This window comes from Pseudomonas muyukensis (assembly GCF_019139535.1).
GTDB classification, from domain to species: Bacteria; Pseudomonadota; Gammaproteobacteria; order Pseudomonadales; family Pseudomonadaceae; genus Aquipseudomonas; species Aquipseudomonas muyukensis.
This window is the reverse complement of sequence record NZ_CP077073.1, coordinates 849,045-870,686: the sequence shown is the minus strand read 5'-3', so window position 1 is coordinate 870,686 and position 21,642 is coordinate 849,045. Positions and strand designations below refer to the sequence as shown.

19 protein-coding genes and 1 pseudogene are annotated in these 21,642 nt (G+C 66.1%); 8 read left to right on the top strand and 12 right to left on the bottom strand.

The window, feature by feature from the left end; genetic code table 11:
• Positions 1 to 55: 55 nt before the first annotated feature.
• Positions 56 to 385 carry a thioredoxin TrxA gene (gene trxA / locus KSS95_RS03990; protein ID WP_217851855.1) on the bottom strand — a complete coding sequence of 110 codons (330 nt, stop codon included), beginning with the start codon at positions 383 to 385 and terminating at the stop codon, positions 56 to 58.
• Between the two features lie 242 nt (positions 386 to 627).
• On the opposite strand from trxA, the gene ppx reads away from it, so the two are divergent.
• Positions 628 to 2,130, top strand: a complete 1,503-nt coding sequence (gene ppx / locus KSS95_RS03985) for an exopolyphosphatase (protein ID WP_217853926.1) — start codon at positions 628 to 630, stop codon at positions 2,128 to 2,130.
• Positions 2,131 to 2,267: 137 nt separating this feature from the next.
• Here the strand turns inward: ppx and ppk1 are convergent, their stop codons facing one another.
• On the bottom strand, positions 2,268 to 4,505 hold the full coding sequence (gene ppk1, locus KSS95_RS03980) for a polyphosphate kinase 1 (RefSeq protein WP_217851853.1): 2,238 nt from the start codon (positions 4,503 to 4,505) through the stop codon (positions 2,268 to 2,270).
• A 20-nt stretch (positions 4,506 to 4,525) separates the two neighbouring features.
• Positions 4,526 to 5,536 (bottom strand): porphobilinogen synthase, encoded by a 1,011-nt coding sequence (hemB, locus tag KSS95_RS03975; RefSeq protein WP_217851851.1) that lies wholly within the window; start codon positions 5,534 to 5,536, stop codon positions 4,526 to 4,528.
• A gap of 208 nt (positions 5,537 to 5,744) precedes the next feature.
• Between hemB and KSS95_RS03970 the strand changes: the two genes are divergently transcribed.
• On the top strand, positions 5,745 to 6,389 hold the full coding sequence (locus KSS95_RS03970) for a DedA family protein (RefSeq protein WP_217851849.1): 645 nt from the start codon (positions 5,745 to 5,747) through the stop codon (positions 6,387 to 6,389).
• A gap of 501 nt (positions 6,390 to 6,890) precedes the next feature.
• Here KSS95_RS03970 and KSS95_RS24540 read toward each other — a convergent pair.
• Positions 6,891 to 7,448 (bottom strand): annotated as a pseudogene (locus tag KSS95_RS24540) (sterol desaturase family protein); the annotation flags it as partial.
• Positions 7,449 to 7,630: 182 nt separating this feature from the next.
• Between KSS95_RS24540 and elbB the strand changes: the two are divergent.
• Entirely contained in the window at positions 7,631 to 8,296 is a 666-nt protein-coding gene (gene elbB, locus KSS95_RS03960; RefSeq protein WP_217851846.1) for an isoprenoid biosynthesis glyoxalase ElbB, read from the top strand.
• A 203-nt stretch (positions 8,297 to 8,499) separates the two neighbouring features.
• Here elbB and KSS95_RS03955 read toward each other — a convergent pair whose 3' ends face one another.
• Both KSS95_RS03955 and KSS95_RS03950 read right to left on the bottom strand, forming a co-directional pair.
• Positions 8,500 to 8,952, bottom strand: coding sequence for a YaiI/YqxD family protein (locus KSS95_RS03955; RefSeq protein ID WP_217851844.1), 453 nt, complete (start codon positions 8,950 to 8,952; stop codon positions 8,500 to 8,502).
• A 172-nt stretch (positions 8,953 to 9,124) separates the two neighbouring features.
• Positions 9,125 to 11,068, bottom strand: a complete 1,944-nt coding sequence (locus tag KSS95_RS03950) for a cytochrome c/FTR1 family iron permease (protein ID WP_217851842.1) — start codon at positions 11,066 to 11,068, stop codon at positions 9,125 to 9,127.
• A gap of 289 nt (positions 11,069 to 11,357) precedes the next feature.
• On the opposite strand from KSS95_RS03950, the gene KSS95_RS03945 reads away from it, so the two are divergent.
• From KSS95_RS03945 to KSS95_RS03930, 4 genes are read left to right on the top strand one after another with little or no spacing between them, the layout of a single operon-like run.
• On the top strand, positions 11,358 to 12,749 hold the full coding sequence (locus tag KSS95_RS03945; protein WP_217851841.1) for a COG3014 family protein: 1,392 nt from the start codon (positions 11,358 to 11,360) through the stop codon (positions 12,747 to 12,749).
• A gap of 15 nt (positions 12,750 to 12,764) precedes the next feature.
• Positions 12,765 to 13,133 carry a YcfL family putative periplasmic lipoprotein gene (locus tag KSS95_RS03940; protein WP_217851839.1) on the top strand — a complete coding sequence of 123 codons (369 nt, stop codon included), beginning with the start codon at positions 12,765 to 12,767 and terminating at the stop codon, positions 13,131 to 13,133.
• 21 nt (positions 13,134 to 13,154) lie between these two features.
• Positions 13,155 to 13,742, top strand: coding sequence for a penicillin-binding protein activator LpoB (gene lpoB / locus KSS95_RS03935; RefSeq protein WP_134692869.1), 588 nt, complete (start codon positions 13,155 to 13,157; stop codon positions 13,740 to 13,742).
• Between the two features lie 3 nt (positions 13,743 to 13,745).
• Complete coding sequence (locus tag KSS95_RS03930; protein WP_217851837.1) at positions 13,746 to 14,489, top strand: penicillin-binding protein activator LpoB; 744 nt, start codon at positions 13,746 to 13,748, stop codon at positions 14,487 to 14,489.
• Between the two features lie 163 nt (positions 14,490 to 14,652).
• On the opposite strand, the gene KSS95_RS03925 is transcribed toward KSS95_RS03930, so the two are convergent.
• The 6 genes from KSS95_RS03925 to KSS95_RS03900 all read right to left on the bottom strand — a co-directional run bounded on the left by KSS95_RS03925 (position 14,653) and on the right by KSS95_RS03900 (position 20,774).
• Entirely contained in the window at positions 14,653 to 16,071 is a 1,419-nt protein-coding gene (locus tag KSS95_RS03925) for an efflux transporter outer membrane subunit (RefSeq protein WP_217851835.1), read from the bottom strand.
• On the bottom strand, positions 16,068 to 16,943 hold the full coding sequence (locus tag KSS95_RS03920; protein WP_217851833.1) for an efflux RND transporter periplasmic adaptor subunit: 876 nt from the start codon (positions 16,941 to 16,943) through the stop codon (positions 16,068 to 16,070). The genes KSS95_RS03925 and KSS95_RS03920 overlap by 4 nt, the downstream gene beginning before the upstream one ends.
• Positions 16,940 to 17,152: a DUF1656 domain-containing protein gene (locus KSS95_RS03915; RefSeq protein WP_016392395.1), complete on the bottom strand. Its 213-nt coding sequence runs from the start codon at positions 17,150 to 17,152 to the stop codon at positions 16,940 to 16,942. Before KSS95_RS03915 ends, KSS95_RS03920 begins: the two co-directional genes overlap by 4 nt.
• Complete coding sequence (locus KSS95_RS03910) at positions 17,149 to 19,236, bottom strand: FUSC family protein (RefSeq protein WP_217851830.1); 2,088 nt, start codon at positions 19,234 to 19,236, stop codon at positions 17,149 to 17,151. The genes KSS95_RS03915 and KSS95_RS03910 overlap by 4 nt, the downstream gene beginning before the upstream one ends.
• Entirely contained in the window at positions 19,233 to 19,670 is a 438-nt protein-coding gene (locus KSS95_RS03905) for a MarR family winged helix-turn-helix transcriptional regulator (protein WP_217851828.1), read from the bottom strand. Before KSS95_RS03905 ends, KSS95_RS03910 begins: the two co-directional genes overlap by 4 nt.
• 291 nt (positions 19,671 to 19,961) lie before the next feature.
• Positions 19,962 to 20,774: a tetratricopeptide repeat protein gene (locus KSS95_RS03900; protein WP_217851826.1), complete on the bottom strand. Its 813-nt coding sequence runs from the start codon at positions 20,772 to 20,774 to the stop codon at positions 19,962 to 19,964.
• A gap of 207 nt (positions 20,775 to 20,981) precedes the next feature.
• Here KSS95_RS03900 and KSS95_RS03895 point away from each other — a divergent pair, with 207 nt between their 5' ends.
• Positions 20,982 to 21,539, top strand: coding sequence for a WYL domain-containing protein (locus tag KSS95_RS03895; RefSeq protein ID WP_217851825.1), 558 nt, complete (start codon positions 20,982 to 20,984; stop codon positions 21,537 to 21,539).
• Positions 21,540 to 21,642: the final 103 nt, after the last annotated feature.

The window sequence follows — 21,642 nt, the reverse complement described above, 5'->3', positions numbered from 1 at the left end:
GGAATTTGCCTACGACAGGTAAAGAAAAGCCCCGCATTTGCGGGGCTTGTTCACATCACAGGCTGGCGTCGAGGAACGCCTTGAGCTGCGATTTGGACAGCGCGCCGACCTTGGTCGCCTCGACGTTGCCGTTCTTGAACAGCATCAGCGTCGGGATGCCACGCACGCCGTGCTTGGCCGGGGTTTCGGCGTTTTCGTCGATGTTCAGCTTGGCGATGGTCACCTTGCCTGCATACTCAGAGGCGATGTCGTCCAGTACCGGCGCGATCATCTTGCATGGGCCGCACCATTCAGCCCAGTAGTCGACCAGCACCGCGCCTTCAGCCTTGAGTACGTCGGCTTCGAAGCTGGCGTCGGTGACATGTTTGATAAGATCGCTGCTCATGGATATCTCCAGGTCGTAAGCAAAAAAACGTTGCCCATCATAGCCGCACCCTCGTCCTACAGGAAGCCACAGACGATTGAGTGTATCTATAGTTGTGCAAGACGCCACGAATCGAAACCGTCATGCCACGGTCATAACATTGCTATGACATTGCCATGCATCAAGCCTTGCAGTGCCGCTCGTTGGCGTATGCCGATGATCGTGGCACGATTGCCGGGTTAACGACCGAGAACTTGCAGATCATGCCGCAAACCACCGCGAAGAACCTGTCCCTGATCGCCGCCATCGACCTTGGCTCCAACAGTTTCCACATGGTCGTGGCCAAGGCCCATCACACGGAAATCCGCATTCTCGAGAGGCTCGGGGAAAAAGTGCAGCTGGCCGCCGGTATCGACGATGAGCGCCGGCTCAGCGAAGAGGCCATGCAGCGCGGGCTCGAGTGCCTCAAGCGCTTCGCCCAGCTGATCAACGGCATGCCGGCCGGCTCGGTGCGCATCGTCGGCACCAACGCCCTGCGCGAAGCGCGCAACCGCAACGAATTCATCCAGCGCGCCGAGGCCATCCTCGGCCACCCGGTGGAGGTCATCTCCGGCCGTGAAGAGGCGCGCCTGATCTACCTGGGGGTCTCGCACACCCTGGCCGACACCCCTGGCAAGCGCCTGGTCGCCGACATCGGCGGCGGCAGCACCGAGTTCATCATCGGCCAGCGCTTCGAGCCGCTGCTGCGCGAAAGCCTGCAGATGGGCTGCGTGAGCTTCACCCAGCGCTACTTCCGCGACGGCAAGATCACCCCGGCGCGCTACGCCCAGGCCTACACCGCCGCGCGCCTGGAGCTGATGAGCATCGAGAACGCCCTGCACCGCCTGACCTGGGACGAGGCCATCGGCTCGTCCGGGTCCATCCGTGCCGTCGCCGCGGCGATCAAGGCCATGGGCCAGGGCAGCGGCGAGGTCAACGCCGAAGGCTTGGCGGCGCTCAAGCGCAAGCTGTTCAAGCTCGGCGAAACCGACAAGATCGACTTCGAAGGGGTCAAGCCTGACCGACGCACCATCTTCCCGGCGGGCCTGGCGATCCTCGAGGCGATCTTCGATGCCCTGGAGCTGACCCGCATGGACCACTGCGACGGCGCCCTGCGCGAAGGCGTGCTGTTCGACCTGCTGGGCCGCCACCACCATGAAGACGTGCGTGAACGCACCCTGAACTCGCTGATGGAGCGCTATCACGTCGACCAGGGCCAGGCAGCACGGGTCGAGCGCAAGGCCCTGCACGCCTTCGACCAGGTGGCCCAGGCCTGGGACCTGGAAAACGGCAACTGGCGCGATCTACTGGGCTGGGCGGCGAAAGTGCACGAAGTCGGGCTGGACATCGCCCACTATCACTATCACAAGCACGGCGCCTACCTGATCGAACACTCCGACCTCTCCGGGTTCTCCCGCGAGGACCAGCAGATGATGGCCCTGCTGGTGCGCGGCCACCGCCGCAACATCCCCAAGGACAAGTTCGCCGAGTTCGGCGACGAAGGCATCAAGCTGATCCGCCTGTGCGTGCTGCTGCGCTTCGCCATCCTGTTCCACCATATCCGCGGCACCCAGCAGATGCCCAAGGTGGTGTTGCAGGCCGGCGACAACAGCCTGGAAGTGGTCTTCCCCGAGGGCTGGCTGGAACAGAACCAGTTGACCCAGGCCGACTTCGCCAACGAGGCGGAATGGCTGGCGCGGGTCAATTTCGTGCTTAGCGTGCGCTGACGGGCCCAGGGGGGCGCTTTGCGCCCCTTTCGCGACACAAGGCCGCTCCTACAGAAGATCGCGATCGCCTGTAGGAGCGGCCTTGCCGAGGCGCCGGACCGGTCGGAAAGGGCCGCAAAGCGGCCCCAGCAAGCCATCTAGCGTACGTTCAACACCGGGTTGCTCAGCCGCTCCAGCAGCGTCGCCTGGGCGCTGCGCGGGTTCTGGTTGCCGGTCGGCGTGCTGCGCACGTAGCGCCCGTCCGGCTGCAGGCTCCAGGCCTGGGTGTTGTCGGTGAGGTACCCCTCCAGCTCCTTCTTCACCCGTAGCAGCAACTTCTTGCCCTCCACCGGGAAGCAGGTCTCCACGCGCTTGTCGAGGTTGCGCTCCATCCAGTCGGCGCTGGACAGGTAGATCTGCTCCTCGCCGCCATTGAGGAAGTAGAACACCCGGGTGTGCTCGAGGAAGCGACCGATGATCGAGCGCACATGGATGTTGTGCGACACCCCCGGGATGCCCGGACGCAGGCAGCACATGCCACGCACCACCAGGTCGATGCGCACGCCCGACTGGCTGGCCTTGTACAGCGCCTTGATGATCTTGGCGTCGGTCAGCGAGTTGAACTTGGCGATGATGTGCGCCGGCTTGCCCTCCAGGGCGAACTGGGTCTCCCGGGCGATCATGTCGAGCATGCCCTTCTTCAGGGTGAAGGGGGCGTGCAGGAGCTTTTTCATGCGCAGGGTCTTGCCCATGCCGATCAGCTGGCTGAACAGCTTGCCGACGTCCTCGGTGAGGGCGTCGTCGGAGGTCAGCAGGCTGTAGTCGGTGTACAGGCGGGCGTTGCCAGCGTGGTAGTTGCCGGTACCCAGGTGCGCGTAACGGACGATTTCGCCCTGCTCGCGGCGCAGGATCAGCATCATCTTGGCGTGGGTCTTGAAACCGACCACGCCGTAGATCACCACCGCGCCGGCGGCCTGCAGGCGGCTGGCCATCTGCAGGTTGGACTCTTCGTCGAAGCGCGCGCGCAGTTCGATCACCGCGGTGACCTCCTTGCCGTTACGCGCCGCGTCCACCAGGGCGTCGACGATCTCCGAGTTGGCCCCGGAGCGGTACAGGGTCTGGCGCACGGCGAGCACGTGCGGGTCCTTGGCAGCCTGGCGCAGCAGGTCGATCACCGGGGTGAAGGACTCGAACGGGTGCATCAGCAGGATGTCCTGCTTGCCGATGACGCTGAAGATGTTGTCGGCGTTCTGCAGCAGCTTGGGGATCGCCGGGGTGAACGGCGTGTACTGCAGCTCCGGGTGGCTGTCGAGCCCGGTGATGCTGAACAGGCGAGTCAGGTTGACCGGACCATTGACCTGGTACAGCTCGCTCTCGCTCAGGCTGAACTGCTTGAGCAGGTAGTCCGACAGGTGTTTCGGGCAGGTATCGGCCACCTCCAGGCGCACCGCATCGCCGTAGCGACGGGAGAACAGCTCGCCGCGCAGGGCCCGGGCGAGGTCGTCGACCTCCTCGGAATCCAGCGCCAGGTCGGCGTTGCGGGTCAGGCGGAACTGGTAGCAACCCTTGACCTTCATGCCCTGGAACAGGTCGTCGGCGTGGGCGTGGATCATCGACGACAGGAACACATAGTTGTCGCCGGGGCCGCCGACCTCTTCCGGTACGCGAATCACCCGCGGCAGCAGGCGCGGCGCCGGGATGATCGCCAGGCCCGAGTCGCGGCCGAAGGCGTCGACACCCTCGAGCTCGACGATGAAGTTGAGGCTCTTGTTCACCAGCAGCGGGAACGGGTGGGTCGGGTCGAGGCCGATCGGGGTGATGATCGGCGCGATCTCGTCACGGAAGAAGCGCCGCACCCAGGTCTTGAGCTTGGGCGTCCAGTAGCGGCGACGGATGAAGCGAATGGCGTGCTTCTCCAGCTCCGGCAGCAGCACGTCGTTGAGGATCGCATACTGGCGATCCACTTCCAGGTGCACCAGCTCGCTGATCCGCGCCAATGCCTGGTGCGGCTGCAAGCCATCGGCGCCGGCCTGTTCGCGGGCGAAGTTGATCTGTTTCTTCAGGCCCGCCACGCGGATTTCGAAGAACTCGTCGAGGTTGCTGGAGAAGATCAGCAGGAACTTCAAGCGCTCGAGCAGCGGGTAGGACTCGTCCAGCGCCTGTTCCAGCACGCGGATGTTGAACTGCAGCTGCGAGAGCTCGCGATGAATGTACAGGCTGCTGTCGTCCAGGCTCGGCACGGCGATCGCCGGGGCTGGCGTCGGCGCGGGGGGCGCGGCTTCGGCCACGGCCTCCGGCTGAGCGGCGACCGGCAGGTCCGGCGGGGTCTGCACCATTTCTTCGGGCACGGCCTGGGCATCCTTGATCGCGACAGGGGTGAGCACTTCGTTATTCATCTGACGTTCCTGGGAAGGCGTTACTGCCCTCTCATCAATTGAGCGGCACGCACGGCGAAATAGGTCAGGATGCCATCGGCGCCTGCCCGTTTGAAAGCGGTGAGGGATTCGAGGATCACGGCCTCGCTGAGCCAGCCGTTCTGGATCGCCGCCATGTGCATGGCGTACTCGCCGCTGACCTGGTAGACGAAGGTCGGCACCTTGAACTCGGTCTTGACCCGGTGAACGATGTCCAGGTACGGCATGCCCGGCTTGACCATGACCATGTCGGCGCCTTCGGCGAGGTCGGTGGCCACTTCGTGCAGGGCCTCGTCGCTGTTGGCCGGGTCCATCTGGTAGGAGGCCTTGTTGGCCTTGCCCAGGTTCAGCGCCGAGCCGACCGCGTCGCGGAACGGGCCGTAGTAGGCGCTGGCGTACTTGGCCGAATAGGCCATGATGCGCACGTTGACGTGGCCGGCCAGTTCCAGGGCTTCGCGAATCGCACCGAGGCGGCCGTCCATCATGTCCGAGGGGGCCACCACCTGGGCGCCGGCGTCGGCATGGGACAGGGCCTGGCGCACCAGGGCGTCGACGGTGATGTCGTTCTGGACATAGCCCTCTTCATCGAGGATGCCGTCCTGGCCGTGGGTGGTGAACGGGTCGAGGGCGACGTCGGTGATCACCCCCAGCTCCGGGAAGCGCGCGCGCAGGGCACGGGTGGCGCGCTGGGCGATGCCGTCCGGGTTCCAGGCTTCGGCACCGTCGAGGGATTTCTTCTCGGTCGGGGTCACCGGGAACAGCGCCAACGCCGGGATACCCAGCTCCACCCAGCCCTGCGCGGCCTCCAGCAGCAGGTCGATCGACAGGCGCTCGACGCCCGGCATGGACGGCACTTCTTCGCGGCGGTTGTCGCCGTCGAGGACGAATACCGGGAGGATCAGGTCATCGACGGTCAGGGTGTTTTCGCGAACCAGGCGACGGGAAAATTCGTCGCGGCGGTTGCGACGCAGACGGGTAGCAGGAAACAGACGATTGGCGGGGGTAAAGCTCACGGCAGACTCCTGAGCCCGCGCAGGCGGGCTAGCGCGACAGTTATAAGCGGCCATTATGACGCCTGTGTTACGCCCTGAGGCAACCCTGCGACTTGTGGCCGCAGACATTGTCCTTGTAGGAAATGTTCACGTCGAGACACATTTGGACACTTTCCCCAAGGCGCCCGAAGGGGTAGGCTGCGCGTTCATTTCGCCAGCACGCCAGAAAATGCTTCAACAATTCCTGAACGATTTCGGCTACTTTGCCCTTTTTCTCGGCACGTTCTTCGAAGGCGAGACCATCCTGGTGCTCGCGGGGTTTCTTGCGTTCCGCGAGTACATGGATATCAAGCTGGTGGTGCTGGTGGCCTTCTGTGGCAGCTACGCCGGCGACCAGCTGTGGTACTTCATGGGCCGCCGCCACGGGCGCAAGATCCTCGCCCGCAAGCCACGCTGGCAGGCCATGGGCGACCGCGCGCTGGAACACATCCGCCGCCACCCGGACATCTGGGTGCTGAGCTTCCGTTTCGTCTACGGCCTGCGCACGGTGATGCCGGTGGCCATCGGCCTGTCCGGCTACCCGCCACGCCGCTACCTGCTGCTCAACGGCATCGGCGCCGCGGTGTGGGCGTTGGCGCTGGGCCTGGCCGCCTACCACTTCGGCGCGATCCTCGAAGGCATGCTGGGCAGCATCAAGAAATACGAGCTATGGGTGCTCGGCGGCCTGCTGGTGCTGGGCCTGCTGCTGTGGCTGCGCCGGCGTTTTCGCAACAGCCGCGCCGAGCGTCGCGCGGCGGCACAGAGCCAGGCCGCCGAGGCTGAGCAGGCTGTAGCCCAGGAGCAACAGCCAGGACAGGGGCGCGACCAGCGCTAAGCCCAGCACGCCGGCCAGGTACAGGGCCGGCGCATTCGACAGCAGCCGCAGCCACTCCAGGCGCCGCGCCCAGGGCCGGTCCTCCAGCGCCGCGCCCAGCACGAACAAGCCGAACGCCATCAGCGTCCAGCCCAGTACCAGGGCCGCGGGCGACAGCCGCTCGGCCGAATCCATCAAGTAACTGCCCAACGCCACATAGACCGCGAACTGCGCCGTCACGTACAGCTGCTGCGCGCCGCCCAGCGGGATGGCGAACTTGCGAAAGCCTGCCAGGTCCTGCTTGGCCTGTGGATAAGCCGCCGCCACGTCCGCCGGGCGCCAGCCGGTGGGCATGAACCAGATACGCAGCTTGTCCCACCAACTGCCGGCACGCCGGGCGTCGTGCCACAGCTGGGCATAGAACTGCAGGTTGGCCCACAAAGGGTTCCAGCTGGCCAGCGGCGTGGTCACGCCGAAGATCACCGGTTCACGTTCGTCTTCTTCCTGGAAGGTGCCGAACAGCCGATCCCAGATTATGAACACGCCACCGTAGTTGCGATCCAAGTACACAGGATTCTGCGCATGGTGGACGCGATGGTTGGACGGCGTGATGAACATCCACTCGAGCCAGCCCAGCTTGGGCACGTGCCGGGTGTGCACCCAGAACTGGTACAGCAGGTTCAGCGAGGCCACGGTGATGAACACCAGCGGCGGCACGCCCAGCAACGCCAGCGGCAGGTAGAAGATCCACGAGAAGATGAAGCCGCTGCTGGTCTGGCGCAGGGCGGTGGTGAGGTTGTACTCCTCGCTCTGGTGGTGCACCGAGTGCGCCGCCCACAGCACGTTGCGCTCGTGCCCGAGGCGGTGCAGCCAGTAGTAGCACAGGTCGTAGAGCACGAAGGCGAACACCCAGGTCCACCAGGCATCGACGGGCAAGCGCAACAGGGCCAGGTGCTCCCAGGCCACGGCGTAAGTAACCAACCCCACGCCTTTGGTCAGCAGCCCGGTGCTGGTGGACAGCGCGCCGGTACTGAGGCTGTTGATCGAGTCGGCGAGCTGGTAGTTGTGCCGCCCGCGCATGCGGTCGGCGATCAGCTCGACCGCGATCAGCACGAAGAAGAACGGCACGGCCAGCAGAATCAGGTCCATGAACGGCCACCTCCAAGGTTATCCACGAAGATTAGGCCGCCTGCCGGGCAAATCCCATGGATACATCTGCCAAACTAGAGGACATTTAGTGCCTCGACACTGGAGTATTGAGCATGACGAAAAAAGTTGCGGTGATTCTGTCCGGTTGCGGCGTGTACGACGGCGCCGAAATCCACGAAAGCGTGATAACCCTGCTGCGCCTGGATCAGCGCGGCGCCCAGGTGCAGTGCTTCGCGCCGAACATCGCGCAGATGCATGTGATCGACCACCTGACCGGGGAGCAGATGCCCGAGTCGCGCAATGTGCTGGTGGAGTCGGCGCGCATCGCCCGTGGCGCGGTGAAGGATATTCGCGAAGCCAAGGTCGAGGACTTCGACGCGCTGATCGTGCCCGGCGGTTTCGGCGCGGCGAAGAACCTTTCGAACTTTGCCGTCGAGGGCGCCAACTGCAGCGTGCAGCCGGATGTGCTGGCCCTGGCCGAAGCCTTCGCCGATGCCTGCAAGCCGGTCGGGCTGATCTGCATTTCGCCGGCGCTGGCGGCGAAGATCTACGGGCCGGGCGTGGTCTGCACCATTGGCAAGGACGCCGGCACCAGCGCGGCGGTGGTGAAGATGGGCGGCACCCATGAAGAATGCGATGTGCATGACATCGTCGAGGATGTGCAGCGCAAGCTGGTGACCACCCCGGCGTACATGGAGGCGAAGTCGATCAGCGAAGCCGCCAGCGGCATCTACAAGCTGGTGGACCGGGTGCTGGAGCTGACCCACGAGAACGACTGATAAACGCGGGTGTACCGACCTCATCGCCTACAGGTAAAGCGCAGACTCATGGCTGCTGCGGTCCCTGTGGGAGCGGCCTGGTGTCGCGATGGGCTGCGTAGCGGCCCCGGCGATTTTGCATGATGCCGAGATCGGGCCGCTACGCGCCCCATCGCGACACCAGGCCGCTCCCACAGCGCTAGGCGAATGCTTGCGCGATAGCGTCAGGCTTTGGACAAGCGGGTCAGGATCCGGTCCAGCGCATTGGCAAACGCCTGCTTCTCACGCTCGCCATAAGGGGCCTGCCCGCCCCCAACCTGGCCCTGCTCGCGCAGCTCGGTGAACAGGTTGCGCACTGCCAGGCGCTCGCCCATGTTGCGTTCGTCGAACTCGCGGCCGCGCGGGTCCAGCGCCGCCACGCCCTTCTTGATCAAGCGATCGGCCAGCGGCACGTCGCTGCAGATCACCAACTCGCCAGGCTCGGCGTTCTCTACCAGGTAGTCGTCGGCCGCGTCCATGCCGCTGGGCACCACGATCAGCCGCACGCAGGCGAAGGCCGGCTTGATCTGCGGCTGGCCGGCGACCATCACCACCTCCAGCTTGCGCTTGAGGGCGAACTTGACGATCTGGTCCTTGGCCGCCTTGGGGCAGGCGTCGGCATCGATCCATACACGCATTGCTTTCGTATCCTCGCAAAGCTGGGAGGGCTGCGCCCTCCTTTCGCGACACAAGGCCGCTCCCACAAAGTGACCAGTATGCCTGTGGCTGCGACTGTCTTGCACGGGGGCAACACCAGGTCTCAGGTAGACACGGCCACTGTGGGCGCGGCCTGGCGGTCCCAGCCTATGATCAGTTGGCCGCCGCTCGGCGCTTCTCGGCCAGGCGGCTACGTCCGTACAGCACCACAATGGCCAGTAGCGCCAGCACCTGCGCGCTCAGCGAGTAGGCATCGGCATGGATGCCCAGCCAATCGAACTCGAAGAACGCCACCGGCCGCGTACCCAGCACACCGGCCTCTTGCAGCGCCTTCACGCCATGCCCGGCGAACACCACCGACAGCGCGCACAGCAGCGCCGCGTTGATGCTGAAGAACAGCGACAGCGGCAGCTTGGCCGAGCCGCGCAGGATCACCCAGGCCAGGCCCATCAGCAGCACCAGCGCCGTGGCACCGCCGGCCAGCACCGCCTGGTGCCCGGCGGGCCCGGCCTGCAGCCACAGGGTCTCGTAGAACAGGATCACCTCGAACAACTCGCGGTACACCGAGAAGAACGCCAGCACGGCAAAACCGAAGCGCCCGCCACCGCTGACCAGGCTGCTCTTGATGTAGTCCTGCCAGGCCGCGGCGTGGCGGCGGTCGTGCATCCATACCCCCAGCCACAGCACCATCACCGCGGCGAACAGCGCGGTGCAGCCTTCGAGCAGTTCGCGCTGGGCGCCACCCACGTCGATCACATAGGCGGCCAGGGCCCAGGTGGCGAAGCCGGCGACCAGCGCCAGGCCCCAGCCGATGTTGACGCTACGCACCGCCGACTGCTGGCCGGTATTGCGCAGGAAGGCGAGGATCGCCGCCAGCACCAGGATCGCTTCCAGGCCCTCGCGCAGCAGGATCAGCAGACCGGAAATGTAGCTCAGCGACCAGCTCAGGCCATCGCTGCCCAGCAGTTTGGCGGCCTCGTCCAGTTTCGCCTTGGCCTCGGCCAGGCGCTGTTCGGCCTGGGCCACCGGCAGGCCGTCCTGCAGCGACTGGCGGTAGGCCATCAAGCTCTTCTCAGTGTCCTTGCGGGCCTGGGTGTCGATGTTGTCGAGCGAGCTTTCCACCAGCTCGAAGCCTTCCAGGTAGGCCGCCACCGACAAGTCATAGGCCTGGTCGTGGTCGCCGGCACGGTAGGCTGCCAGGCTCTTGTCCAGGGTGCTGGCGGTGTACTCGAGCAGTTGTGCCGGGCCACGCTTGGCCTGCGGCGGCTGCGCGCGCTGGGCACGGAACGCGGCCACGGCACCGGCGCCTTCGCTGGCGGCGACCTCGGCCGGGGTCTGCCGGGCCAGGTCGGCAAGGTTCCAGGCCTTGTCGCCCTTGGCTGCCTGCGGATCGGCGGTGAAGCTGGCGATGTAGGCCGCCACGTCCCAGCGCTGGCGCTCGTCGAGCTGGTCGGCGAACGACGGCATCTCGGTGCCTTCGATGCCCAGGCCAAGGGTGTTGTACAGGTCGAACAGGCTCAGGTGGTCGAGCCGCTCGACACTGCGCAGGTTGGCCGGCGGCGGCTCGAGCCCGGTGCCGGCCGGGCCGTCGCCCAGGCCGCTGTCGCCGTGGCAGATCGAGCAGTTCTGCGCGTACAACGCGGCGCCACGGGCCGGATCCGGGGTGATCACCGGGGCCTGGCTGACCTCGTAGGCCACGGCCAGGCGGGCGCCTAGCTGGCGAGCCTGGCGCGCCACCCCGGCGCCATCCTGGCGCTGCTCGATGGCCTCGCGCAGGCCCTGCACGCCCTGCGCCAACGCGCTTCGCTCGGGGTTGTCCGGCAGGCCCTTGATCAGCTCGGCCAGCACACCGCTGAATTCCTGTTGCTCGCGGTATTCACCGTCGTCCACCACCTGGCCGTCACGCACCGTCGGCGGGTAGTCGGCACCGATGTAGTCCAGCAGGTGCAGGGCCTTGGTCGCATCGGCCGGGGCTTCGGCCAGCGTCGGGGCGCTGCACAGCGCCAGCAGCGGGCCGAGCAACAAGGCGGGCAGCCAGGCGAACAGACGGGAACGGGAATTCATGGCCAATCTCGACGTAAATACGAAAGAGAACATTGTTCACTTCCACTCTGTGTCACTCAAGGCTCAGGGGCAGATTTCATGAAAAATCCCGTGACAAATTCATCGAGCGACGCCGTCCGACCGGCTTTTACGACTGATGGCAAACCCGCCGAAGTTGCGAAGCAATTCGCCATCACCAGGCTACTACTTTGGGTATAATCCCGCGCCGCCGTAATAGCTATTAGCAATCAAGGCGCCTCCATCGAGAGGTTCTGGCGATAAACAGAGGGATCTGCCGCCCCCGCCCGCGCGGCTCATTTGTTTCAGGGAAAGAAGAAGTCCGATGGTATCCCGCGCTTTGACCCTGGCGACCTTGCTCGCCGCCGTGCAGCTCACCGGCTGCTCGGTCTTTCGCAGCTACGACAGCGAATTGCAGGAGACCAACAAGCAGTTGGCCGCCGGCAACGTCGATGCCGCCCTCGCCCTGCTGGAAAACCACAACAAGGGCGAGCAGAAAGACCTGCTCTACTACTTCGAAAAAGGCGAGCTGCTGCGCTCCAAGGGCGACCTCAAGGGCAGCCAGGACGCCTGGCGCGCCGCCGACAGCGTGGTGTTCCAGTGGGAAGAGTCGGTCAAGCTCGACACCGACAAGTACCTCAGCCAGTTCGGCAGCTACCTGGTCAACGACAAGGTCCGCCGCTACGAAGGCTATGACTACGAAAAGGTCATGCTGACCACGCAGATGGCCCTGAACCTGCTGGCGCAGAACGACTTCGATGGTGCCCGCACCGAGATCAAGAAGACCCACGAGCGCGAAGCGGTGATCGCCGAACTGCGCGACAAGGAGTACCTCAAGCGCGAGGAAGCGGCCGAGCAGGAAGGCATCAAGACCGAATACAAGGACCTGCAAGGCTACCCGGTCGCCAGCCTCGATGCCCCGGAGGTGGTCAGCCTGAAGAACAGCTACCAGAGCGCCTTCAGCCACTACCTGTCCGGTTTCGTCTACGAAGCCCTCGGCGAAAAGGGCCTGGCCGCCCCCGGCTACCGCAAGGCCGCCGAACTGCGACCGAACACCCCGCTGCTGGACCAGGCCCTGCTCGAGCTGGACAAGAACAGCGCCAAGGCCACTGAAAGCGACGTGCTGATCGTGGTGCAGAGCGGCCTGGCCCCGGCCCGGGACTCGATCCGTATCCCGCTGCCGCTGCCGATCGAGGACAACCTGGTGATCACCCCGCTGTCGTTCCCGATCATTCGCGACGACACCTCCACCGCGCACCTGGGCGAGATCCGCCTGGACGACCGCGCCCTGGCCCTGACCGCGCTCAACAGCACCAGCGCCATGTCGCGCCGGGCCCTGCGCGACGACATGCCGGGCATCATCCTGCGTACCAGCGTGCGCGCCATCAGCCGCGGCGTGGCGCAGAAAAACCTGAACAAGGCCAACCCCATGGCCGGCCTGGTGGTGGGCATCGCCTCCAGCGTGCTCGAAGGCGCCGACACCCGCACCTGGCGCACCCTGCCCGACCAGACCCAGGTGGCGCGGGTCCGTCTCAAGCCTGGCGAGCACCAGCTGAACCTGCCGTCGAACCTCGGTGGCACCCAGGTCAAGGTGAAGATCGACCGGCCCTACCAGGTGGTGAGCCTGCGCGTGGTCGGCAACCGTGTATTCGCTGGCGGCCCGGCCGTCGAAGTCACCCCGCAGGCCCCGGCGCAAGCCGTCGCCAGCCTCAAGTAAGCACAAGGATCGCACATGCGCAAAACATGCCTCGCCCTGGCCGCCGTCGCCCTGCTGGCCGGCTGCGCCACCCCGCCTCCCGCCCCCGGCAGCGCCGCCAGCAAGGTGGTGACCATGGGCCAACTGGATGACATCGAGGTCGGCCAGATGCGCGTCGCCCGGGAAAACGGCTTCCTCACCGTCAACGTGGCGCTGAACAACACCAGCCGCAGCAACCAGACCCTCTACTACCGCTTCGCCTGGCTGGGCGACGACGGCTTCCCGGTAGCCGACGAAGAAAGCTGGAAGGCCCTGCCGCTGTACGGCAAGCAGGCCAAGTTCCTGCCGGCCATCGCCCCCACCCCCGCTGCCCGCGACTTCCGCCTCGAAGTCCACACCCGGTAACCCTTTTCAGGAGCACGTTCCATGTTTGCACGCCTTTCCCTCGCCGCCATCGCCATCGCCCTGGTCAGCGGCTGCAGCACCCCTTCGCCGGTTCTTGGCGGCAAGAACATCAGCTACGGCGACAGCAAGGCTGTCGAGCTGGTCACCAACGAGTTCGGCTCCACCGACCTGCAGATGATCGCCGAGAGCATGACCCGCTCCCTGGCCCAGTCCGGCGTGCTGCACGGCCGTCCGGTGGTGCAGGTGTACGACGTGAAGAACAAGACCAGCGAGTACATCGATACCCGCGAGATCACCACCTCGATCAAGACCCAGCTGATGAAGTCCGGCGTGGCGCGCTTCGCCAGCGACAACACCGACATGCAAAGCCAGGTCGACCAGCTCAAGCTGCAGAACCAGAGCGGCCTGTACAAGAAGAAGACCGTGGCCAAGACCGGCAACATGATTGCCGCCAAGTACCGCCTGGAAGGCTCGATCAGCTCCATCGTCAAGCGCAGCAGCGACTACAAGGACGTGTTCTACAAGTTCAGCCTGCAACTGATCGACGTGGAAAGCGGCCTGGCCGAGTGGATGGACGAAAAAGAAATCCGCAAGACCACGGAGCGCTGATCGATGCGTGCATGGATGGCAATCATTGGCCTGGCCTGCGCCTTCGCCGCGCAGGCGGCCCCCAAGGTGGCGGTGACCGACCTGGCCTACCAGGCGCAGGTGGAGGAGTACATCCACACCGTCAACGCCCAGAGCAGCGGCCAGGCCGGCATGTACCACGCCAGCGGCCAGTCGAGCTACAGCGAGTTCGAGAGCCTCAACAGCTACATCGAGCAGACCGAACTGCGCAAGTTCGGTGGCGACATCAAGGGTGAGATCCTCAAGACCGGCATGTTCCAGCTGGTCCAGGGCCGCCCCTACACCGCCGACGCGAAGGAAGACGTGTACGACGTGATCCGGCGCATCAAGAACGGCGCGTTCAAGGGCGCCGACTATGTGCTGTTCGGCACCTTGTCGGACATCGACTTCCAGCAGGACATCAACTCGCTGGACCACACCGACAGCTACTCGGCGGTGCTGGGCCTGACGGTGGTCGCCGACTTCAGCCTGATCAACACCCGCACCTACGAAATCACCTCGGCGTTCACCGCCATGGGTGAAGGGCAGGACACCAAGCTGGTGAAGGGCCAGGACCGGCGGGTGACGCTGAACCGCCCGCGGGTGGTGCGGGATGTGTCGAAGGCGCTGGGCGAGGATGTGGCGCAGCAGCTGGCGGAGCAACTGGGCGGCTCGCTGCCTGGGCAACCCAAAGCGCCGCGTGGCCGCGACAACCTGCCGCCGGATGAGCCGGCACGGGTGCTGAACTAAGTACGCATTCCCTGTAGGAGCGGCCTTGTGTCGCGAATGGGCCGCATAGCGGCCCCAGGGATTCAGCCGTGATGCACAAATCCCTGGGGCCGCTATGCGGCCCTTTCCGACCGGTCCGGCGCCCCGGCAAGGCCGCTCCTACAAGGAAACGTGTCCGCAGCCATCAAGGCCTGGCGCTGTCCTTCCAGCCGCCGCCCAAGGCCAGGAACACGCCAATCTGCCCCATCGCCACCTGGCTGTTGGCCGCCGCCAGCTGGGCACGCACATCGGTGTAGGTGCGGGTCGCCTGCAAGTCCGCCAGGAACGACTCACGCCCCACCTGGTAACGCAGGTGCGTCTGGTCCGCCGACTCCTTCGCCGAACGCTCGGCGTCGGCCAGCGCATCGCGCCGGTCCAGCAGCGCGCTGTACTGCGCCAGGCGGGTCTGGGTCTCGCGGATGGCGTTGAGCACCACCCCGTCGAAATGCGCCAGCGCCGCCTGGGTCGAGGCCTCGGCCATGCGAATGCGCGCGCGGGTGCCGTTGGTGGGAATGTTCCAACTGACCTGTGGGCCAAAGCCCCAACGATTGGCCGAGGGCTCGCCGAGGTTCTTGGCCAGGCCGATGGTGCCGATCTGCGCGCCGATGCTGATATCCGGGTACAACGCCCCGGTGGCCACGCCGATGGTCGCGGTGGCCGCGGCCAGCTGGCGCTCGGCCTGGCGCACGTCGGGGCGACGCTTGAGCAGCGCGGCACCATCGCCAACCGGGATCAACTGCGCCAACTGCGGCAGCTCGGCGCAATCGGCGGTGCCCGCCGGCAACTGCTCCAGCGGCTTGCCCAGCAGCGCGGCCAGGGTGTACAGCCCGGCCTCGCGCTCGGCCTTGAAACGTGGCAACTCGGCACGCAGCGACTTGAACTGGGTCTGCGACCGGGTCACCTGGGTCTCGTCGCCACGCCCGGCGTCACGCAGGCGCTGGGTCAGTTGCACGCTCTGCTGCTGCAGGTCCAGGGACTCATGGGCGATATGGTATTCCTCGTTGGCCGAGCACACCTGGGTATAGGCCTTGACCACGTCGGCCACCAGGGTGATGCGCGCGGTGTCGGCAGCGGCCTGCACGGCGTCGGCATTGGCCTTGGCCGCCTCGGTGCCGCGCTTGAAGGTGCCCCACAGGTCGAACTGGTAGCTGGCGCTGATGATCGCCTCGCCGATATTGGCCACCGGCACTTTCTCCGGCAGCAAGAAGGCCTCGCCGGACTCCTGCAGGCGCTGGGCACCCAGCTTGACCCCACCGTTGAAGCCGCCTTGCGACTCGGCCACTTCCACCTGGGCACGGGCCTTGGCGATGTTGGCGGCGGCCACGCGCAGTTCGGTGTTGGCACTCAGCGCCTGGCGCACCAGCTGGTTCAGCCGTGGGTCCTGGTACAGCTGCCACCAATCCTCGGGCACCGGCGCCGACACCACGCTGTCGGCGTCCTGGCGCAGCGGGCCGTTCAGGTCTTCGCGCTGCACGGCGGCGTCCTTGGGCAGCTGGTAGTCGGGGCCGACCATCATGCAGGCGCCAAGCGACAGGCACAGCCCCGCCAGAATCAGCTGTTTCATGGCTGCTGCCCCTCGATGATCGAGACCGTGGCGGTGCGCCCGGCGATCATGCGAAAGTCTTCCGGCACCTCGTCGAAGGCGATGCGCACTGGAATGCGCTGGGCCAGGCGCACCCAGCTGAACGCCGGGTTGACGTTGGGCAGCAGGTTGGCGCCGCTGCTGCGGTCGCGGTCCTCGATGCCGGCGGCCAGGCTCTGTACACGGCCACGCAGGCGGGTGGTATCACCCATCACGCGGATGTCCACGGCGTCGCCAATGTGGATGCCGCCCAGCTTGGTTTCCTCGAAGTAGCCATCGACATGGTAGGAGGCGCTGTCGACCACCGACAGCACTGGCCGGCCGGCGCTGACGAACTCGTGGGCGCGCGGGGCGCGGTCGTTGAGGTAGCCGTCGACCGGGCTGCGCACCACCGAACGGTCGAGGTTGAGCTGGGCAACGTCGACCTGCACCTGGGCCTCGTTGACCGCCGAGCGCGCGCGGGCCTCGCGGGACTGGCTCTCTTCCAGCTGCTCGGCCGCCACCAGGTTGCCCAGCTTGCGGTTGCGCTGCGCCTCGCGGGAGGCCTGGGCCAGGGTTTCCTGGCGCTCGGCCAGGGTCGCCTTGGCCTGGCGCAGGGCCAGGGTGAAGCGGTCCTGGTCGATGGTGAACAACACCTCGCCACGCTTGATGGTCTGGTTGTCGCGCACCTCGACCTGCTGGATCAGCCCAGACACGTCGGGGGCGATCTGGATCACGTCGGCGCGGATGTGGCCGTCGCGGGTCCAGGGGGCGAACATGTAGTACACCACCATCTGCCACACGAGCACGGCGGCGAAGGTCACTACCAGCAGGGTCAGGACCACGCGGCCCAGGGTCAGCAAAGGTTTTTTCATGGCAGCATCAGGCTTCGGCAAAAGTGGTCCACCGCGCCAAGCAGCACGGCATACAGGGCAACGTTGAACAACGCCCGGTGCCAGACCAGGCGGTAGAAGTGCAGGCGCACCAGCACCGCGTGCACCCCAAGGAACAACAGGTAGGTGCCAAACATCATCACCAGCAGCGTGGGCAGGAACACCCCGCTGATATCCAGTTCACCGATCACAGGGGCGCTCCGTCGAGGCCGGGGGGCAGTTGCGTTTGTTCGGCAGGCTCGAGCATCACTTCCACGCCCGGCAGCAACGCCAGGCGCAGGCCGCTCAGGGCATGCAGCAGGTGGGTGCGGGCATCGCCGCGCTCGTGCAGCTCATCGAGGTTCAGCGCCAGGCGCGCGCGCTCCATGTTGCGCAGCAACGCCGCCGGGGCATGCAGGCGTTCGCCTTGGCGCAGGCAGGCGGCGTAGTGGCCGCCGACTTCCTCGATCACCGTCTGCAGGCGCTGGCGGGCCTGCTGGCCGGCACGCGGCATGTAGGCCAGCAGGTCGAGCAGGTTCAAGCCCACGCGCAGGTCGCGCAGCGCCACGCCACTGTCCTGGCCGGTCTGCGACAGCCGCGGCAGGTGCTGCATCAGGCGATCGAGCAATTGCACGCCAACCTGGCGGTGCTCGGCCAGGGTCGCCGGCTCAGTCATCTCGACGATGTCGCGCCAGACGAAGCGGGTCATGCGCTTGGCGGCCAGCTCGACGCCGAACGGGCGCACCACCAAGGTCCAGATGAAGGCGAACAGCAGCCCCACCGGGCCCGCCAGGTTGGCGTTGATGAAGGTGAAGAAGTCGGCGTCGTAGGCGCCCTGGATACTGATGAAGGTCGAGGTGTTGACGATGGTCAGCAAGGTCCCCAGGTAAAAGCGCGGCTGTACGGTCAGGGTGCCGATGCAGATGAACGGCACGGCGAAGGCCAGCACCAGCATCGGGAAGTCGTGCAGGTTGGGCAGCACCAGGAACAGGTACAGGCTGGAGAAGATCACCGACATCAAGGTCCAGAAGAAGAACCGGTAGATCTGCGGGGCCGGGTCGTCCATGGCGGCGAAGAAGCTGCACGACACCGCGGCGAGGATCACCGCGCTGGCGCCATCGTTCCAGCCCAGGCCGATCCACAGGCCGCAGGCGACGACGATGGCGGTGACGGTGGAAAACACCGAGTAGAGCATCAGCCCGCGGTCGAAGAACGGTGTCAGCCGGCCCAGGCGCCAGTGGCGGTAGACCGCGCGCCAGGGTGTGGCGTCGTCCTTGCGCAAGGCATGCTGCAAGGTGCAGCAGTCCTGCCACAGGTCGACCCATTCGGTCAGCCGGTACAGGGCGTTGGACAGCAGCAACTGGTCGCGCTGATCGAGCGCCGCGGCGCCAGGCTGCAGGCGGTCGATCTGCTCGTGCAGGGCGGTCCAGCGTGCCACGGCGGCGCTGTCGGCGGTGCCCCTGAGCCATTCGCGGGCGTGCTCGAGCACCGGCTGAAGCTGCGCGAACTGCGTCGGCGCGCGGTTTTGCAGGGCCACCAGGGCATCGTCCAGGGCGTCGATCACCGGCAGCAGGTGGATCATTCGCCCACGCAGCTCGCGGGCGTTCTTCAGGGTGTGCGGGCCGGCGCCTTCGTGGCCGAGCTGGCCAATCATCGGCTCCAGCGTGTTGAAGGTGGCGACCATTGCGCCGCGCATGCCGCCGACCTTGTCGGCGCTGGCTTCGCGGGCAAGGTAGGTGTCGCTGTAGCGGATCGCCTCGGCGAACCAGCTGCCGGCCGAGCCCAGCACCACCGGCGCCAGCCGGCGTGGCCAGAACACCGCGCCGACCACCGCCGCGCAGACGATCCCCAGGCAGATCTCCTGGGCCCGGGAGGACGCCACGTCGAACACCGCCAGCGGGTTGTCGACCACGGCCAGGGCGATCATCGGCAAGGTGTAGCCGGCCAGCATCAGCACGTAGTTGTTGGCGGTGCGCAGGTTCAGCGAGAGGAACAGCAAGGTGCCGGTCCACAGGGCGATGGCGATGCTCAGCAGCAAGGGCGACTGCACCAGCGGCGGCACCAGCAGGATCGCCCCGCCGGCCCCAAGCAAGGTGCCCAGGGCGCGATACAGGGCCTTGGAGGTGGTCGGGCCGAGGAACGGGCTGGAGACGATGTACACCGTGGCCATGGCCCAGTACGGGCGCGGCAGCTGCATCAGCAGGGCGATGTACAGGGCGATCATCGAGGCGGCGAAGGTGCGCACGCCGTAGAACCAGTCGCGGGCCGGGGGAACCGAGCTGAAGAAGCCGTTCATGCTGGCAGGTCCGCCTCTTCGAAGGCGCGGATCACCCGCAGGGTGGCTTCCAGGTCGGCCTGGTCGATGCCGGCAAGCACATCGCGGCGCAGGCGCACCAACTCGCCTTCGATCGACTCGGCAAGCTCGCGCCCTGCCGGGGTCAGGCTCAGGGCCTTGGCCCGACGGTCCAGCGGGTCTTCGCTGCGGCACACCAGGCCGGCCTTGCACAGCTGGTCGAGCAGGCGTACCAGCGACGGGCTTTCCAGGCCCGCAGCCTGGGCCACGGCCACCTGGTGCACGCCATCGCCCAGGCGCACGATCATCAGCAGCGGCACGGCGCAGGCTTCGGAAATGCCATAGCCGGTCAGGGCCCCCTGGCACAGGCGACGCCAATGCCGGGCGGCCACGACCATGCCGCTGCTGATTTTCAGGTGCAGTGCGTCGAGGGACATGTGAGAACCGAGGATATTCATAGTTTGCTAACTATCAATATACGCCCTGCCCTCCCCCTGTCGTCAACCGGGGGCGACAGGGGGAGCAGATGAAAGGTTGTTCATCTACCCGCCATCCGGCCGGATAACGCGATCCCTGTAGCAGCGGCCTGGTGTCGCGAAAGGGGCGCAAAGCGGCCCCAGGTTCTGAGCCACCCTCGAAATTGCCGGGGCTGCTGCGCAGCCCTTTCGCGACGCAAGGCCGCTCCCACAGGGTCAAGCTAAATCAATAAGTTACGGCCATGCCTTGGCTCAAGGCTGGATCTGGTCTTCCAGCTTCATGGTCAGTGCCAGGGTGCTGCCCAGCTGGATGGCCTGGTCACGCCAGCCCAGGTAGCGCGTCGCGTCGCGGCTGCTGAAGTACACGGCCAACTCCTCGGCGGCATGCATCACCCCGGTCGCCGCCGCCAGTTCCAGCCAGTACAGCCCGGCCCGGGTGTCGGCCTCCACGTACACGCCATGCAGCAAGCGATAGCCAACCTCGAAACGGCAACGCTTTTCGCCGCGCTGGGCACCGCGCAGGAACCACTGGTAGGCCTCGAGCGGATCGACCTGCCACACCTGGTCGCCCTCGCAGACCTCCTCCTCGTACAAATCGCCCAAGGCCGCGGCGGCATGCACCATGCCGCGCTCGAAGGCATGCCGGTAGTACTCCGCCGCATTGGCGTAGCTGACCTCCACGCCCTTGCCGAAGTAGTGCTGCTGCCCCAGGTTGAACCAGGCCGCCGCATTGCCCTGCAACGCCGCCATGCGCAGCAGGTGGCCGGCCAGCGAAGTGTCGCCGCGCCAGTACTTGCCGTTGAGCCAGATCCAGCCCAGGTCATTGAGCGCCGCCACGTTGCCCAGCAGGGCCTGGCGACACAGGTCGTGATACACCGCCTGCAAGTCGACCGCTTCGTCCAGGCGATCGATCAGGCCGAAACGCTCGCCGGGCAGTGCCTGCTGGCTGGGCATGCCGACCCCGGCGAACAGCCGGTGACGCTGGCCCGGGCGCGCCGGCGCCGGCACGATCCGCTCGGGAAGCAGCCGGGCAAGCAGCGAATGGATATTGCTGGCGGCAGACATGTTCATCCTCATTGAACGACCCACAGCTCCAACCTCCACTGTGTTGAGGCGTGATTCTGCGCGATGGCACGACAAAACCTGTCGCGAACGATTCAAAGCCAGGCAACCAATTGCCGCTTCCTTGATCTGAGCAGGGCTGTGGCCAATTGCCATGCCCCGCCCGTGCCGCCATCCTATGCCGGCAAGCCTAGACAAGGACGTTTCCTTTTGCCGTTCGCCACCACCCGCGCCACCCTCAGCCGACAATGGGCGTTGCTGCGCCAGTTGCCCAGTCGCTCCCCCGGGATCACCAGTGCCGAACTGGTGTGGCGCCTGCGTGACGTGGGTTTCAGTGTCAGCAAGCGCACGGTCGAGCGCGACCTCAACGAGCTGTCGTTGATCTTCCCGCTGGAGCGCAACGACAAGAGCATTCCGTTCGGCTGGCACTGGTCAGCCACTGCCGGCAGCGAGTTGCGCGGCAATTTCGACCTGCATGGCTACCTGCGCGGCGACACCTTGCAGCCTGGGCAGGAGGACGGTATCGAATTGCAGGCGTGGATCAGCGACCTGCTGGCGCGGCGCCTGCGCGAGGCGCCGCTGACCGGCGACATGCAGCTGACGGCCCTGGAGCAGGGGCACAGGCTGCGCGCGACCGTGGCCGACGGCTGGTCGTTGCGCTGGTGGCTGCTGAGCCAGGGGGATGGGCTGGTGGTGGAGGCGCCGCAGGCGCTGCGCGAGGAGATCGCGCGGACCCTGGCCTCGGCGGCCGCGCAGTACCTGAAATGATCGCGGCCTTGCTGGCGAAGCAGGTGGCGCGGTGGAGGGCACCGGCTGTGCCGGTGTTCGCCAGCAAGGCTGGCGCCTACGGATAAAGGCCTGGCAGCCCCCA

What these genes read in the sequence shown, in the direction of transcription:
- trxA (WP_217851855.1), bottom strand. Translation starts at nt 385, where the DNA reads ATGAGCAGCGATCTTATCAAACATGTCACCGACGCCAGCTTCGAAGCC.
- ppx (WP_217853926.1), top strand. Translation starts at nt 628, where the DNA reads ATGCCGCAAACCACCGCGAAGAACCTGTCCCTGATCGCCGCCATCGAC.
- ppk1 (WP_217851853.1), bottom strand. Translation starts at nt 4,505, where the DNA reads ATGAATAACGAAGTGCTCACCCCTGTCGCGATCAAGGATGCCCAGGCC.
- KSS95_RS03970 (WP_217851849.1), top strand. Translation starts at nt 5,745, where the DNA reads ATGCTTCAACAATTCCTGAACGATTTCGGCTACTTTGCCCTTTTTCTC.
- elbB (WP_217851846.1), top strand. Translation starts at nt 7,631, where the DNA reads ATGACGAAAAAAGTTGCGGTGATTCTGTCCGGTTGCGGCGTGTACGAC.
- KSS95_RS03955 (WP_217851844.1), bottom strand. Translation starts at nt 8,952, where the DNA reads ATGCGTGTATGGATCGATGCCGACGCCTGCCCCAAGGCGGCCAAGGAC.
- KSS95_RS03950 (WP_217851842.1), bottom strand. Translation starts at nt 11,068, where the DNA reads ATGTTCTCTTTCGTATTTACGTCGAGATTGGCCATGAATTCCCGTTCC.
- KSS95_RS03945 (WP_217851841.1), top strand. Translation starts at nt 11,358, where the DNA reads ATGGTATCCCGCGCTTTGACCCTGGCGACCTTGCTCGCCGCCGTGCAG.
- KSS95_RS03940 (WP_217851839.1), top strand. Translation starts at nt 12,765, where the DNA reads ATGCGCAAAACATGCCTCGCCCTGGCCGCCGTCGCCCTGCTGGCCGGC.
- lpoB (WP_134692869.1), top strand. Translation starts at nt 13,155, where the DNA reads ATGTTTGCACGCCTTTCCCTCGCCGCCATCGCCATCGCCCTGGTCAGC.
- KSS95_RS03930 (WP_217851837.1), top strand. Translation starts at nt 13,746, where the DNA reads ATGCGTGCATGGATGGCAATCATTGGCCTGGCCTGCGCCTTCGCCGCG.
- KSS95_RS03925 (WP_217851835.1), bottom strand. Translation starts at nt 16,071, where the DNA reads ATGAAACAGCTGATTCTGGCGGGGCTGTGCCTGTCGCTTGGCGCCTGC.
- KSS95_RS03920 (WP_217851833.1), bottom strand. Translation starts at nt 16,943, where the DNA reads ATGAAAAAACCTTTGCTGACCCTGGGCCGCGTGGTCCTGACCCTGCTG.
- KSS95_RS03910 (WP_217851830.1), bottom strand. Translation starts at nt 19,236, where the DNA reads ATGAACGGCTTCTTCAGCTCGGTTCCCCCGGCCCGCGACTGGTTCTAC.
- KSS95_RS03905 (WP_217851828.1), bottom strand. Translation starts at nt 19,670, where the DNA reads ATGTCCCTCGACGCACTGCACCTGAAAATCAGCAGCGGCATGGTCGTG.
- KSS95_RS03900 (WP_217851826.1), bottom strand. Translation starts at nt 20,774, where the DNA reads ATGTCTGCCGCCAGCAATATCCATTCGCTGCTTGCCCGGCTGCTTCCC.